The organism is Bacillus sp. AY18-3 (genome assembly GCF_008042305.1).
In the GTDB taxonomy this organism is placed as follows: Bacteria; Bacillota; Bacilli; order Bacillales; family Bacillaceae_G; genus Bacillus_A; species Bacillus_A wiedmannii.
This window is the reverse complement of the sequence record NZ_QKQR01000020.1, coordinates 34,484-48,277: the sequence shown is the minus strand read 5'-3', so window position 1 is coordinate 48,277 and position 13,794 is coordinate 34,484. Positions and strand designations below refer to the sequence as shown.

The 13,794-nt window shown below is 35.2% G+C and carries 17 protein-coding genes; 16 read left to right on the top strand and 1 reads right to left on the bottom strand.

The window, feature by feature from the left end:
* Positions 1-174: 174 nt before the first annotated feature.
* The 9 genes from DM800_RS18555 (at position 175) to rsmI (ending at position 6,679) form a co-directional block, all read left to right on the top strand.
* Positions 175-354: a sigma factor G inhibitor Gin gene (locus tag DM800_RS18555; protein ID WP_000647291.1), complete on the top strand. Its 180-nt coding sequence runs from the start codon at positions 175-177 to the stop codon at positions 352-354.
* Positions 355-426: 72 nt separating this feature from the next.
* Positions 427-1,848, top strand: coding sequence for an aminotransferase class I/II-fold pyridoxal phosphate-dependent enzyme (locus DM800_RS18550; RefSeq protein WP_147787317.1), 1,422 nt, complete (start codon positions 427-429; stop codon positions 1,846-1,848).
* Between the two features lies 1 nt (position 1,849).
* Positions 1,850-2,476 (top strand): dTMP kinase, encoded by a 627-nt coding sequence (tmk, locus tag DM800_RS18545; protein WP_000677225.1) that lies wholly within the window; start codon positions 1,850-1,852, stop codon positions 2,474-2,476.
* Between the two features lie 35 nt (positions 2,477-2,511).
* On the top strand, positions 2,512-3,495 hold the full coding sequence (gene holB / locus DM800_RS18540; protein WP_046954526.1) for a DNA polymerase III subunit delta': 984 nt from the start codon (positions 2,512-2,514) through the stop codon (positions 3,493-3,495).
* 5 nt (positions 3,496-3,500) lie between these two features.
* Positions 3,501-4,328, top strand: coding sequence for a PSP1 domain-containing protein (locus DM800_RS18535; protein ID WP_000272429.1), 828 nt, complete (start codon positions 3,501-3,503; stop codon positions 4,326-4,328).
* Between the two features lie 14 nt (positions 4,329-4,342).
* On the top strand, positions 4,343-4,696 hold the full coding sequence (gene yabA / locus DM800_RS18530; protein ID WP_000412057.1) for a DNA replication initiation control protein YabA: 354 nt from the start codon (positions 4,343-4,345) through the stop codon (positions 4,694-4,696).
* Between the two features lie 121 nt (positions 4,697-4,817).
* Complete coding sequence (locus DM800_RS18525) at positions 4,818-5,558, top strand: tRNA1(Val) (adenine(37)-N6)-methyltransferase (RefSeq protein ID WP_060486369.1); 741 nt, start codon at positions 4,818-4,820, stop codon at positions 5,556-5,558.
* Positions 5,545-5,835 carry a GIY-YIG nuclease family protein gene (locus DM800_RS18520; RefSeq protein ID WP_000414343.1) on the top strand — a complete coding sequence of 97 codons (291 nt, stop codon included), beginning with the start codon at positions 5,545-5,547 and terminating at the stop codon, positions 5,833-5,835. The genes DM800_RS18525 and DM800_RS18520 overlap by 14 nt, the downstream gene beginning before the upstream one ends.
* Positions 5,804-6,679 (top strand): 16S rRNA (cytidine(1402)-2'-O)-methyltransferase, encoded by an 876-nt coding sequence (gene rsmI, locus DM800_RS18515; protein ID WP_098058793.1) that lies wholly within the window; start codon positions 5,804-5,806, stop codon positions 6,677-6,679. The genes DM800_RS18520 and rsmI overlap by 32 nt, the downstream gene beginning before the upstream one ends.
* Positions 6,680-6,699: 20 nt before the next feature.
* Here rsmI and DM800_RS18510 read toward each other — a convergent pair whose 3' ends face one another.
* Entirely contained in the window at positions 6,700-6,984 is a 285-nt protein-coding gene (locus DM800_RS18510; protein WP_000843039.1) for an AbrB/MazE/SpoVT family DNA-binding domain-containing protein, read from the bottom strand.
* 520 nt (positions 6,985-7,504) lie between these two features.
* On the opposite strand from DM800_RS18510, the gene metG reads away from it, so the two are divergent.
* From metG to sspF, 7 genes are all read left to right on the top strand, one after another.
* Positions 7,505-9,487, top strand: coding sequence for a methionine--tRNA ligase (gene metG / locus DM800_RS18505; RefSeq protein WP_048542191.1), 1,983 nt, complete (start codon positions 7,505-7,507; stop codon positions 9,485-9,487).
* A 165-nt stretch (positions 9,488-9,652) separates the two neighbouring features.
* On the top strand, positions 9,653-10,420 hold the full coding sequence (locus DM800_RS18500) for a TatD family hydrolase (protein WP_000895836.1): 768 nt from the start codon (positions 9,653-9,655) through the stop codon (positions 10,418-10,420).
* Between the two features lie 194 nt (positions 10,421-10,614).
* On the top strand, positions 10,615-11,172 hold the full coding sequence (gene rnmV, locus DM800_RS18495) for a ribonuclease M5 (RefSeq protein WP_000692830.1): 558 nt from the start codon (positions 10,615-10,617) through the stop codon (positions 11,170-11,172).
* A complete protein-coding gene (gene rsmA / locus DM800_RS18490; protein WP_000651555.1) occupies positions 11,169-12,047 on the top strand; it encodes a 16S rRNA (adenine(1518)-N(6)/adenine(1519)-N(6))-dimethyltransferase RsmA in 879 nt (292 codons plus the stop codon). Before rnmV ends, rsmA begins: the two co-directional genes overlap by 4 nt.
* A gap of 110 nt (positions 12,048-12,157) precedes the next feature.
* Positions 12,158-13,021, top strand: coding sequence for a sporulation peptidase YabG (gene yabG / locus DM800_RS18485; RefSeq protein ID WP_001173738.1), 864 nt, complete (start codon positions 12,158-12,160; stop codon positions 13,019-13,021).
* Between the two features lie 238 nt (positions 13,022-13,259).
* Positions 13,260-13,520, top strand: coding sequence for a biofilm formation stimulator Veg (gene veg / locus DM800_RS18480; protein ID WP_000044349.1), 261 nt, complete (start codon positions 13,260-13,262; stop codon positions 13,518-13,520).
* Between the two features lie 91 nt (positions 13,521-13,611).
* Positions 13,612-13,791 (top strand): acid-soluble spore protein SspF, encoded by a 180-nt coding sequence (sspF, locus tag DM800_RS18475; protein ID WP_001985066.1) that lies wholly within the window; start codon positions 13,612-13,614, stop codon positions 13,789-13,791.
* The last annotated feature ends 3 nt before the right edge of the window (positions 13,792-13,794 follow it).

The following is a 13,794-nucleotide window of genomic DNA, read 5'->3' as shown; positions in this document are numbered from 1 at the left end:
CTTTTGACTTGTGTTTTTTTCTGTTTTCAAACAGTACGAAAAAAGAAGTAATGGTAATACAAACACGTTGCCCAAGGGTTAATCATATTATATAAGAGATGGATGTATATTTTTCTGTAAATTGTTAAGGAATAGAAGTATAAAATATGTCCATTTAAATAGGGAGGGAAGGTTATGAAAGCACAAAATGAAGTTTGTATTGTTTGTGAGACAGAAAGAAAAGAAGGGATATATGTTTATAATAATTTAATATGTTATGAATGTGAAAAGGATATGGTGAATACGGAGACAAATGATCCGAAGTATATATATTATTTAAAACAGCTTCGGAAATTAGAAGTATCATATTTTTAAATAGGCATATGCCTATTATTTTTTTTGTTCTGTATAATAGAGGAAGAATGAACTAATAAGGAAGAGATATAGATGAATCAAAATCGCATACCTTTATATGAGGCATTAACAGGGTTTAAAGAAAGAGAGCCGTTATCCTTTCATGTTCCAGGTCATAAAAATGGTTTAAACTTCCCTCAGGAAGCTGTAGGGGAGTTTAAAGATATACTATCTATCGATGTAACTGAGTTGTCAGGGTTAGATGATTTACATAGTCCGTTTGAATGTATAGATGAGGCACAACAGTTATTAGCTGATGTATATGGAGTGAACAAAAGTTATTTTTTAATTAATGGTTCAACGGTAGGGAACCTAGCAATGATTTTGTCTTGTTGTGGAGAACATGATATTGTTCTTGTACAAAGAAATTGTCATAAATCAATTATTAATGGTTTAAAATTAGCGGGCGCAAATCCAATTTTTTTAGATCCATGGATTGATGAAGCTTATAATGTACCAGTGGGAATTCATGAGGAAATTATTAAGGAAGCAATTGAAAAATATCCAAATGCTAAAGCACTCATTTTAACGCATCCTAATTATTATGGTATGGGGATGGATCTAGAGGCAAGCATCGCTTATGCACATGCACATAAAATCCCTGTTTTAGTAGATGAAGCACATGGAGCCCATTTTTGTTTAGGGGGAGCATTTCCAAAGTCAGCATTAGCATATGGTGCAGATATTGTAGTTCATTCTGCACATAAAACATTACCCGCGATGACAATGGGGTCCTATTTACATATAAATAGTCGCTTAGTGAAAGAAGAAAAAGTTTCTACCTATTTAAGTATGCTACAATCTAGTAGTCCATCGTATCCAATTATGACTTCTCTTGATATTGCACGCTTTACAATAGCACGTATAAAAGAAAAGGGACATGATGAAATTGTCGAGTTTTTACGGGGATTTAAAGACGAATTGTGTTCTATTCCACAAATAGCTATTTTACAATATCCATTACAAGACGAGTTAAAGGTTACTGTACAGACACGTTGTCAGTTATCAGGATACGAATTACAGTCTGTATTTGAAAAGGTCGGTATATATACAGAAATGGCGGATCCATATAATGTCCTATTTATTTTGCCCTTGCAAGTAAATAAGGAGTATATGAAGGCTATAGAGATGATCCGAGAGGCATTGCAATATTATGAGGTGAAAGACAAGAAGGAATCTATTCGTTATACTTATAAAGGAGAATTTTCTCCTTTACCGTATACATATAAACAACTGGAAGGATATGAAACAAAAGTAGTATCTGTAGAAGAAGCAGTTGGGATGATAGCGGCAGAAATGGTAATTCCGTACCCACCTGGAATTCCATTGATTATGTATGGAGAAAGAATTACTTCAGAACATAAAGAGCAAATTATGTATTTAGAGCAATCAGGCGCTCGTTTTCAAGGTAACACGAAATATATGAAAGTGTATGATATAGAAAGTAGGTTTTAGAATGAAGGGATTATTTGTAACAATTGAAGGTCCAGAAGGTTCGGGTAAAACAACGTTAATTAAAAGTTTATTGCCGTACTTTGAACAAAAAGAACAAAAGGTAATGGCGACGAGAGAACCAGGTGGCATTGCAATTTCAGAGGATATTAGAACAATTTTACATAAACAAGAATATACGATGATGGAGGCCCGTACAGAGGCGCTTCTGTATGCTGCTGCACGTAGACAACATTTGGTGGAAAAGGTTATGCCGGCACTTAACGAGGACTACCTTGTATTATGTGATCGTTTTATAGATAGCTCTTTAGCGTATCAAGGATATGCAAGAGGATTAGGTATGGATAAAGTATTTGAAATAAATCGTTTCGCAACAGAGGACTGTATGCCTAGTTTAACGATTTACCTAGACATTGAACCAGAGATTGGTTTAGCTCGCATTGAAAAAGATGCAGGACGTGAAGTGAATCGATTAGATATGGAAGATATCTCTTTCCATAAACGTGTCCGTGAAGGATATTTACAAGTTGTAGAACGTTTCTCAGATCGTATTGTATTGGTAAATGCTGATCAACCAATGGAAAAACTTATAGAAGAAGTTGTTCAGATTATAGAAGATAAATTGTTATAATAGAAGGAAAGAATGAAATAAGTGAGGTATGCATTATGACGAAGACGTGGGAGCAGCTTTCTGCTATACAACCCATCGGTGTAAAAATGTTGATGAATAGCATTGCAAAAGAGCGTATATCCCACGCTTACTTGTTAGAGGGAGGGAAAGGGACTGGAAAGTTTGCAACGGCAATTCAAATGGCAAAGAGTTTCCTCTGTTCTGGGCGGAATGGGGTAGAGCCTTGTCACGTATGTACAAATTGTAAGCGAATTGATTCAGGTAACCACCCTAACTTACATATTGTAAAACCAGACGGATTATCTATTAAGAAGCAGCAAATTCATGATTTACAAGAAGAGTTTTCAAAAACAGGATTAGAAGCAAATAAAAAAGTATATATTATTGAGCACGCAGATCGTATGACAGCAAATGCAGCGAATACACTTTTAAAATTTTTAGAAGAACCAAGTAGTGATACAACAGCTATTTTACTTACTGAACAAAGTCATCAAATTTTAAATACGATTTTATCTCGCTGTCAAGTTGTTACATTTAGACCGTTACCTACGGAATCTTTAATTAGAAGATTACAGGATGAAGGTATTACGGCATCTTTATCGACACTTGCTGCGCAACTCACGAATAGTTTTGATGAAGCTTTAGCTTTATGTAGTGATGAATGGTTTGCACAAGCACGAGCTTTAGTGATAAAATTATGTGAAGCGCTCGAAAAGGATAAAGCCTCTATTTTTTTTGTACAAGAAAAATGGGGGAAACACTTTAGAGAGAAAGAACAATTACAGCAAGGTTTAGATATGTTGCTCCTTATTTATAAGGATTTATTATATGTTCAACTTGGAGAAGAAGATCGTCTTGTTTTTCATGAGCAGAAAGAGATGTTTGAATCTTTCTCCTATGCTCAGAAGCGCATTGTATCAGCTCTCTTTAATATATTAGAGGCAAAAAATAGAATCAACGCTAATGTAAATGCGCAGCTTGTGTTCGAACAGTTAGTGTTGCGGTTGCAGGAGGGATGACCGTTTTGTATGATGTAGTAGGTGTTCGCTTTAAGAAGGCCGGAAAGGTGTATTACTTCGATCCGAATCAGTTCGATATCTCTGAAAATGAGTTTGTAATTGTAGAAACAGTAAGAGGTATTGAGTACGGAAAAGTAGTTATTACCAAAAAGCAAGTTGATGAAAACGACGTTGTATTACCGCTAAAAAAGGTTATTCGTATTGCAAATGAAAATGATCGTACCATTGTTGAAGAGAACAAACATGCTGCGAAAGAAGCATATCAAGTTTGTCAGCAAAAGGTAGTAGAGCATAATCTTGATATGAAACTTGTAGATGTAGAGTATACGTTCGATCGCAATAAGATTATTTTCTACTTTACTGCGGATGGTCGGATTGATTTCCGCGAACTAGTGAAGGACTTAGCGGCAATTTTTAGGACAAGAATTGAACTAAGACAAATTGGTGTTCGTGATGAAGCGAAGATGCTTGGTGGTATTGGTCCGTGTGGTCGTATGCTTTGTTGTTCTACTTTTTTAGGAGATTTTGAACCTGTATCCATTAAGATGGCAAAGGATCAAAATTTATCATTAAATCCTGCAAAAATCTCTGGTTTATGTGGTCGCTTAATGTGTTGCTTAAAATATGAGAATGATGAATATGAGGCAGCAAAGGAACAACTTCCTGATTTAGATCAACGTATACAAACCCCGCATGGTACTGGCCGTGTTATCGGATTAAATATTTTAGAAAGATTAATTCAAGTGGAACTAGTAGACAAGGAACGGATAGTAGAATATACGTTAGATGAGTTAGTGAATAAAGGGGTCGTTTCGAGTCAAACCACAGATTAATGAGGTGGGTGCTTGTGGAGAAAAAAGATATTTTTGCATCGGTTTCTAGTATGGAAGAGCAAATTGGACATTTATACAAACAGTTGGGAGAATTAAAACAACATCTTGCAGAGTTGTTGGAAGAGAACCAACATATAAAAATGGAAAATGAAAATTTGCGACACCGCTTTGAAGAAGTGCAGATTAAGGAAAAACAAAAAACTCAAAAACGTAAAGAAGTGAAGCCGAAGACAACTGATATTGGCGAAGGCTACGATAATTTAGCAAGGCTATATCAAGAAGGTTTTCATATTTGTAATCTGCATTATGGAAGTGTACGTAAAGAGGGAGATTGTTTATTCTGCCTGTCATTTTTAAATAAAAAGTGAAATTACCTTTCCAATGATAATTGGAAAGGTAATTTTTTATACATGAGAGTAGAATGAAATATGTTTTTTTATTAGTAGAAGAAGAAATAGGGTAGGTTAAGTGTAAGAAAAGGAGTAACATATGAATTTATATGAAGATGAACGTTTAGATTACTTATTAGCGCAAGATATGAAGATTGTACAAAGCCCATCAGTATTCAATTTCTCGTTAGATGCTGTTTTACTTGCAGACTTTGCTTGGGTGCCGATTCAAAAAGGTAATGTACTTGATCTGTGTACAGGTAACGCAGTTGTCCCCCTTTTATTAAGTACAAGAACTAAGGGAAACATTACAGGTGTAGAAATTCAAGAACGTTTATATGATATGGGAATCAGAAGCGTTCAATACAATAAGTTAGAAGAAAGAATTCACTTAATACATGGGGATTTGAAAGATATGCCGGAGAAACTTGGACGTCATCAATATGATGTAGTTACATGTAATCCCCCTTATTTTCAAACACCTGCAACTTCTGAGAAAAATATGAATGAACATTTAGCGATAGCTCGTCATGAAATTATGTGTACATTAGAGGATGTTGTATCTGCAAGTAGTCAATTAGTAAAGCAAGGCGGGAAAGTAGCATTTGTACATCGTCCAGGTCGTTTGCTAGATATTGTTACATTAATGCGTAAATACAAAATTGAACCAAAGCGTGTACGATTTGTTTATCCTAAGGCAGGGAAAGAAGCGAATACATTGTTAATTGAAGGGATTAAGGATGGAAACGCAGATTTGAAAATATTGCCACCCCTTTTTGTATATGAAGAAAATAATGAATATACAAAGGAGATTCGTTCAATTTTATATGGAGAAGAATAAGCATTGTTTTTATGTAGTAGAGTGCTCTGACGGAAGTTATTATGCAGGATATACAAATCATATAGAGAAGCGGATTCAGACCCATAATAGTGGAAAAGGGGCTAGGTATACGCGTGCTAGACTTCCTGTTGTTTTAAAATACATAGAATTTCATGAAGATAAGCGTACAGCTATGCAAGCAGAGTATTATTTTAAGCAGTTAAATAGAAAACAAAAAGAAGAATATATGCAAAAAGGAGAACGCTATGTGGCAACAAAAAAGCTTTCAACAAAATGAAAAGGGAGTTTTATATTTAGTACCAACTCCTATTGGAAATTTAGAAGATATGACATTTCGTGCAATCCGAATTTTAAAAGAAGCTGATTTAATTGCTGCTGAAGATACGAGACAAACGAAAAAACTTTGTAATTATTTCGAAATTGAAACCCCCGTTATGAGTTACCATGAGCATAATAAGGAAGTAAGTGGTAAGAAAATATTAGGGAAGTTAGACGAAGGAAAGACTGTAGCACTTGTTAGTGATGCTGGTATGCCTTGTATTTCCGATCCAGGTTACGATATTGTTGTAGAGGCTGTAGCAGAACAGTATCATGTAATCCCGCTTCCTGGGGCAAATGCAGCCCTTACAGCATTAATTGCATCAGGTCTTGAAACAAAACAATTTTATTTCTATGGATTTTTACAAAGAAATAAAAAAGAAAGAAAAATGGAGTTAGAGAAGCTTCGTTATGTACAAACTACAATGATGTTTTATGAAGCGCCCCATCGTTTAGATGATACTTTAATCTCGATGCAAGAAGTGTTGGGAAATAGAGAAATTGTATTATGTCGAGAGTTAACGAAAAAATTTGAGGAATTTATTCGTGGAACAGTTGAGGAAGCAATTGAGTGGACGAAACAAAATGAAGTTCGTGGCGAGTTTTGTATTTTAGTAGCTGGTTCAACGGAAGAACCTACCCCAGAAGAAAAATGGTGGGAATCTATTTCGGTATATGATCATATTGAACATTATATAAACGAAAAAGGTATGAATTCAAAAGAGGCAATAAAAACAGTCGCTAAAGATCGAGATTTGTCGAAACGCGATGTATATCAAATCTATCATGTCGATAAAAAATAAGCTTCTCATAATTGAGAAGCTTATTTTGCTGTTTCGATATAATCTTGAAGTTCGTTTAAGATTCGCTCAGCGCCTTCTTTGCTTAAGATAATTTTACCTTCAGCTAGAGATAGGTTACCATCAGATACTTCACCAGTTACTTGGCAAGTCATGTTTGGCTTATATTTTTTTAAGATGATTTTCTCGTCATCAACGTAGATTTCAAGAGCATCCTTTTCTGCAATACCTAAAGTACGGCGTAATTCGATTGGAATTACTACACGACCTAATTCATCAACTTTACGAACGATACCAGTAGATTTCATAATTCTTTTCCTCCTAAAGAAATAGTTTATAAGTTTCGAGTCTATTTTCTAGATTCGTCATTTTTCGACAAAATACCCTATGGACATATGATACCAATCATTTACATTTCCGTCAATTCTTTAATTCTATATTTTTTAAAAAGATTTATAGATTTCTTACTTCTTATATATAATAGAATGAGAGTAATTTCTACTATTATTTAACTTTATTTTCAGAAAAAATTATAGATTGTAAGTAAGGACTGTATATTTTCTTGAAATATGAGCAATAGATGATAAAGATATTAAGTATTAACTCATTTTTATCCCGCTATTTGCCAAGCAGTAAGATTCTAAATTTAAAATTTGGGTGGAGCAAAGAAGTTAAGTTGGAGTCGGATTGCTCGTAAAAGCCTGATTGGTGCGGGCTAATAATCCGCAGGGGTGAACACCCCCACACAGATTAAAGTTTCACTTTATATATAAGTTTTTGATATACTATTTATAAATACATATGAGGTTATCCGGGAGGTCCAAAACAATGACAGAGGAAAATAAGTCCTTTTATATTACTACCCCAATTTATTATCCAAGTGGAAAATTACACATTGGACATGCTTATACAACAGTAGCAGGAGATGCGATGGCACGATATAAGCGTATGCAAGGATACAATGTTCATTATTTAACAGGAACTGATGAGCATGGACAGAAGATCCAAAAGAAAGCAGAAGAATTAAATGTTACACCACAAGCATATGTGGATAACATTGTTGCAGGAATTAAAGAACTTTGGGAGAAAATGGATATATCTTATGATGATTTTATTCGTACAACTGAAGATCGTCATAAAGATGTTGTTGAAAAAATCTTCAAGCAACTAGTAGATCAAGGTGATATTTATCTTGATGAATATGAAGGTTGGTATTCTGTACAAGATGAGACATTCTATACAGAGCATCAATTAGTAGATCCAATTATGGAAGGTGAAAAAGTAGTTGGAGGAAAAAGCCCAGATAGTGGTCATGATGTAGAACTTGTTCGTGAAGAATCGTATTTCTTTAGAATGGGTAAATATGTCGACAGACTATTAAAATTCTATGAAGATAATCCACATTTCATTCAGCCAGAGTCTCGTAAGAATGAGATGATTAATAACTTCATTAAACCAGGCCTAGAAGATTTAGCTGTTTCTCGTACTTCATTTGACTGGGGAGTTCGTGTTCCAGGTAACCCGAAACACGTTATTTACGTATGGGTTGACGCATTATCTAACTACATTACAGCATTAGGTTATGGAACAGAAAATGAAGAGATGTATAAGAAATTCTGGCCAGCTGATGTACATTTAGTTGGAAAAGAAATCGTTCGTTTCCATACAATTTATTGGCCAATCATTTTAATGGCATTAGATTTACCTCTTCCGAAAAAAATCTTTGCTCATGGTTGGATTTTAATGAAGGATGGAAAGATGAGTAAGTCAAAAGGAAACGTAGTAGATCCAGTTACTTTAATCGATCGTTACGGATTAGATGCATTACGTTATTACTTACTTCGTGAAGTTCCATTCGGATCTGATGGCGTATTCACACCAGAAGGATTTGTGGAGCGCATTAATTTCGATTTAGCAAATGACTTAGGTAACTTATTAAATCGTACAGTAGCTATGATTGATAAGTACTTTAACGGAGAAATCCCTGCATTTAAAGAAAATGTAACGGAATTCGATGAAACGTTAGTAACGTTTGCAAAAGATACATTGAAAAAAGTAGAAGAGGCAATGGAGAATATGGAATTCTCTGTAGCGCTAAGCTCAATTTGGCAATTGGTTAGCCGTGCAAATAAATATATTGATGAAACACAACCGTGGGTATTAGCGAAAGATGAGAATGATCGTGAAAAATTAGCTTCTGTAATGGCTCACTTAGCAGAGGTGCTTCGTCAAACAGGTATTATGCTTATGCCGTTCCTAACAGTAGCACCAAGTAAGATGTTTGCTCAGCTTGGACTTACTGAAGAGGCACATAAATCTTGGGAAAGCCTATCTACAATTGGCTGTATTCCAGCTGGAACAAAAGTAGAAAAAGGAAACCCGATTTTCCCGCGTTTAGAAATGGAAGTAGAAGTAGGGTACATTAAAGAACAAATGAAAAGCTCTGCTCCTAAAGTAGAAGAGAAAAAAGAAGAAGAACCGAAAGCAGAAGAAATTACAATTGATGATTTCTTTAAAGTAGAATTACGCGTAGCTGAAGTACTATCAGCTGAACCTGTGAAAAAAGCAGATAAGTTGTTAAAAATTCAGCTGGATTTAGGTACAGAAAAGCGTCAAGTTGTTTCAGGAATTGCAAAATTCTATTCGCCGGAAGACCTAAAAGGTAAAAAGGTTATTTGTGTAACAAACTTAAAACCTGTAAAATTACGCGGTGAATTATCACAAGGTATGATTTTAGCGGGTGAAGAGAATGGCGTATTGTCATTAGCGTCAATCGACCAAAATCTACCAAACGGTACAAAAATCAAGTAATTAAGACAAGAAAAGAGATGTTTCACGTGTAACATGTGTGAAGCGTCTTTTTTCTTTTTACACTCTCTATTTTTGCATTAAAATTATAGTATTGTTATCGTTAAGTTATTAAAGAGCTTATTTTTTAGAATAAACTTGATTTCAATATAAAAGGAGTTATGTATTATGTTGTTTGATACACATTCACATTTGAATGCAGAGCAATTTGAAGAAGATTTGCAAGAGGTTATTGCACGAATGAAAGAAGCGGGAGTTACCTATACAGTTGTTGTTGGTTTTGATGAAGTAACGATAAAAAAGGCGATTGAATTAGCTGAAACTTATGATTTTATTTACGCTGCGGTTGGATGGCATCCAGTTGATGCAATTGACATGACAGAAGAACATCTAGCTTGGTTAGAAGAACTTGCTTCTCATCCTAAAGTCGTTGCACTTGGAGAGATGGGATTAGATTATCATTGGGATAAGTCTCCAAAAGAAATACAGAAGGAAGTATTCCGTAAACAAATTGCATTAGCTAAAAAAGTGAAATTGCCGATTATTATACATAACCGCGATGCAACTCAAGATATTGTTGATATTCTAGAAGAAGAGAATGCAGCTGAAGTGGGAGGCATTATGCATTGCTTTAGCGGCAGCGTAGAAGTAGCAGAGCGATGTGTTGATATGAACTTTTTAATTTCATTAGGCGGACCAGTTACATTTAAAAATGCTAAGAAGCCGAAAGAAGTTGCTGTGGAGATTCCATTAGAGAAATTGTTAATAGAGACAGATTGTCCATATTTAACACCACATCCATTTCGAGGAAAACGAAATGAACCGAGTTATGTAAAACTCGTAGCAGAAGAAATTGCGAATTTAAAAGGAATTTCTTATGAGGAAGTAGCAGAAATAACAACAAAAAATGCAAAAGCTTTATTTGGTGTTGAATAAAAAGGAGTGGGAGAACCCATTCTTTTTTATTTTTGTGAAAAAATAAGGGCGAATGAGGAAGTGTTACAATAAGGAGAGAGAACAAAGTTTTGGACATTCTATTTTTTAAAATGTAAGAATGGGGAAAATAATAATGGAAAAGTCGTCATTTTTTTGTTTTACTAAGTAGAGACGAAACGAGTGTGGAGGCAAGCATGAAAATTAAAGAGATTATCGTTGTAGAAGGTAAAGATGATACAGTTGCGATTAAGCGTGCTGTTGATGCGGATACAATTGAAACGAACGGTTCAGCAATCGGTGATCATGTTATTGAGCAAGTTAAATTAGCGCTGCAAAAACGGGGCGTTATTATTTTCACAGATCCGGATTATCCTGGAGAGCGTATTCGAAAAATTATTTCTGATAAGGTGCCTGGATGTAAACATGCTTTTTTACCGAAGGAAGAAGCACTTGCCAAAAGGAAAAAGGGTGTCGGGATTGAACATGCTTCTAATGAATCAATTCGCCGTGCTTTAGAGAATATACATGAAGAAATGGAAGCTTACACAAGTGAAATTAGTTGGAGCGATTTAGTCGATGCAGGCTTAGTGGGCGGAGAAATGGCAAAGAGTCGCAGAGAAAGAATGGGTAAGCTATTAAAGATTGGTTATACAAACGCAAAACAGTTACATAAACGTTTACAAATGTTTCAAGTTTCAAAAGAATCTTTTGCAGAAGCTTATAAGCAAGTCATACAGGAGGAAAGAAAATGAAGGATATCGCAACGCCAAATCGTACGAAAGACATTGTTGAAAAGTATGGATTTTCATTCAAAAAAAGTTTAGGACAAAATTTTTTAATTGATACGAATGTATTAAATCGTATTGTCGATCACGCTGAAATTGGTTCAGAAAGTGGTGCAATTGAAATTGGACCAGGTATCGGTGCGTTAACAGAACAATTAGCGAAGCGTGCTAAAAAAGTAGTAGCTTTTGAAATTGATCAGAGGTTATTACCGATTTTAGATGAGACGTTAGCTCCATATAGCAACGTTACAGTTATAAATAAAGACGTACTAAAGGCAGATGTACATGAGGTGTTTAGTGAGCAATTTGAGGAAGGGCAAGATGTAATGGTAGTAGCGAACTTACCGTACTATATTACAACGCCAATTTTATTTAAATTGTTGGAAGAGAAATTACCGGTTCGTGGATTTGTTGTTATGATGCAAAAAGAAGTTGGAGATCGTTTAGCTGCTAAACCTGGAACGAAAGAGTATGGTTCTTTATCCATTGCTATTCAGTATTATACAGAGGTGGAAACAGTTATGACTGTACCACGTACAGTGTTTGTGCCACAACCAAATGTTGATTCTGCGATTATTCGTCTCCTAAAGCGCCCGAAACCAGTTGTAGAAGTAACAGATGAGACATTCTTCTTTGAAGTAGTACGAGCAAGTTTTGCACAGCGTCGTAAAACTTTAATGAATAATTTATCAAATAATTTAAATGGTTTCCCGAAAGATAAAGAGCTGTTGGATCGAATTTTAACAGAAGTGGGAATTGATCCAAAACGAAGAGGCGAAACGCTATCTATCGAGGAGTTTGCAACATTAAGTAATGCATTAGTTCTTCATAAATTGTCATAAGAATAGAAAAGGGACAGTTCAACTTGAACTGTCCCTTTTGTCACCTTTCCTCTCCTACATTCATACTTTAAAAACAGGTAAGATGGCCTAACGAGTTTGGAGGTAGGAGAATGGCTTTACATGTTGGAGAATTAGTGGAACGATATTCTCATAATAGGGATATCCTTTTTCGTATTATAGAAATAAAAGGCGAGATAGCTATATTATTTGGAGAGGAAATTAGACTGGTGGCAGATGCGCCACTTGAAGATTTAATTAGTATAGATCAACGAGAGCATAAAAAAAGAGCGAAGCGTGAGAAAGAAACGATGGAGCGTACGTATCGTTTGTTTCAACAAGATTATGTATTAATGAAACAAAGGCATGAACACACTTCAACGGGTGGATATACAAGTGAGGTGAATTATTTTCAAATGCCAGGACGTGTATTGCATATAGATGGGGACCCGTTATATTTGCGCAAGTGCTTAGACTTATATAATAAAATTGGTGTTCCTGTACAAGGTATTCATTGTAAAGAAACAGAGATGCATGAAAAGGTAGTAGATTTAATAGATCATTTTCGTCCAGACATTTTAGTTATTACGGGGCACGATGCATATACAAAATCAAAAGGGGTAAAGGGAGATTTAGCAGCATATAGGCATTCAAGGCATTTTGTACAGGCTGTTCGAGAAGTGAGAAAAAAATATCCATCATTGGATCAACTCGTTATTTTTGCTGGGGCATGCCAATCACACTTTGAAGCATTAATTCGAGCGGGTGCTAACTTTGCTAGTTCACCATCTAGAATTAATATTCACGCACTAGATCCTGTATATGTGGTTGGTAAAATTAGTTTTACGTCATTTATGGAAAGAGTAAATGTATGGGATGTTGTACGTAATACGATTACCGGCGAAAAGGGACTTGGCGGGATTGAGACGAGGGGGATTTTACGAACTGGATTACCCTTTCAACATTATGAAGAATAAGCAAGGTACATATGTATCTTGCTTTTTTGTATGGGAAGGATTTAAATCAGCTTGGATAAAAAGAGACAAGAACGCGCAGACTACATAATGATACTTTTACAATATAGTATTTCTTCTATCTATTTGAACGCATGATGCTTTTATAATGATATTGTCTGTGAGTTGCGGTTAATAATTGGGATAGATATATCGTGTTTTAAGTGTTCAATCTAAATTACAGCGAGGTGTAACGAAGTATATGTCAAAACGTTTAGATGAAATTAAAAGCGAATTAGATCACCATCTTGGACAGAGACTGATGTTAAAGGCAAATAGTGGGAGAAGAAAAACAGTAGAACAATCAGGTGTACTTGCAGAAACGTACCGTTCTGTTTTTGTTGTACAATTGGATCAGCAAGAAGATGCGTTGCAACGTGTATCATATAGCTATGCGGATGTTTTAACAGAGACAGTAGAGTTAACGTTTTATGGTGAACCTCATAATGAAGTGATTTTATAATTCATGTATCGTTACATATATTCCCACAAATGAAAAGCTATATTATTTTGCATACTAATTATACCGTAGCAAAATAAGGAGGGACTCTGCATTGAGTAGACGAAGAGGTGTCATGTCAAATCAATTTAAAGAAGAGCTTGCAAAAGAGCTAGGCTTTTATGATGTTGTTCAGAAAGAAGGCTGGGGCGGAATTCGTGCGAAAGATGCTGGTAACATGGTGAAACGTGCTATAGAAATTGCAGAACAGCAATTAATGAAACAAAACCAGTAGTTG

Excerpts from the sequence above, each read along its gene's own strand:
- DM800_RS18555 (WP_000647291.1), top strand. The coding sequence starts at position 175 with ATGAAAGCACAAAATGAAGTTTGTATTGTTTGTGAGACAGAAAGAAAA.
- DM800_RS18550 (WP_147787317.1), top strand. The coding sequence starts at position 427 with ATGAATCAAAATCGCATACCTTTATATGAGGCATTAACAGGGTTTAAA.
- tmk (WP_000677225.1), top strand. The coding sequence starts at position 1,850 with ATGAAGGGATTATTTGTAACAATTGAAGGTCCAGAAGGTTCGGGTAAA.
- holB (WP_046954526.1), top strand. The coding sequence starts at position 2,512 with ATGACGAAGACGTGGGAGCAGCTTTCTGCTATACAACCCATCGGTGTA.
- DM800_RS18525 (WP_060486369.1), top strand. The coding sequence starts at position 4,818 with ATGAATTTATATGAAGATGAACGTTTAGATTACTTATTAGCGCAAGAT.
- DM800_RS18520 (WP_000414343.1), top strand. The coding sequence starts at position 5,545 with ATGGAGAAGAATAAGCATTGTTTTTATGTAGTAGAGTGCTCTGACGGA.
- rsmI (WP_098058793.1), top strand. The coding sequence starts at position 5,804 with ATGTGGCAACAAAAAAGCTTTCAACAAAATGAAAAGGGAGTTTTATAT.
- DM800_RS18510 (WP_000843039.1), bottom strand. The coding sequence starts at position 6,984 with ATGAAATCTACTGGTATCGTTCGTAAAGTTGATGAATTAGGTCGTGTA.
- metG (WP_048542191.1), top strand. The coding sequence starts at position 7,505 with ATGACAGAGGAAAATAAGTCCTTTTATATTACTACCCCAATTTATTAT.
- DM800_RS18500 (WP_000895836.1), top strand. The coding sequence starts at position 9,653 with ATGTTGTTTGATACACATTCACATTTGAATGCAGAGCAATTTGAAGAA.
- rnmV (WP_000692830.1), top strand. The coding sequence starts at position 10,615 with ATGAAAATTAAAGAGATTATCGTTGTAGAAGGTAAAGATGATACAGTT.
- rsmA (WP_000651555.1), top strand. The coding sequence starts at position 11,169 with ATGAAGGATATCGCAACGCCAAATCGTACGAAAGACATTGTTGAAAAG.
- yabG (WP_001173738.1), top strand. The coding sequence starts at position 12,158 with ATGGCTTTACATGTTGGAGAATTAGTGGAACGATATTCTCATAATAGG.
- veg (WP_000044349.1), top strand. The coding sequence starts at position 13,260 with ATGTCAAAACGTTTAGATGAAATTAAAAGCGAATTAGATCACCATCTT.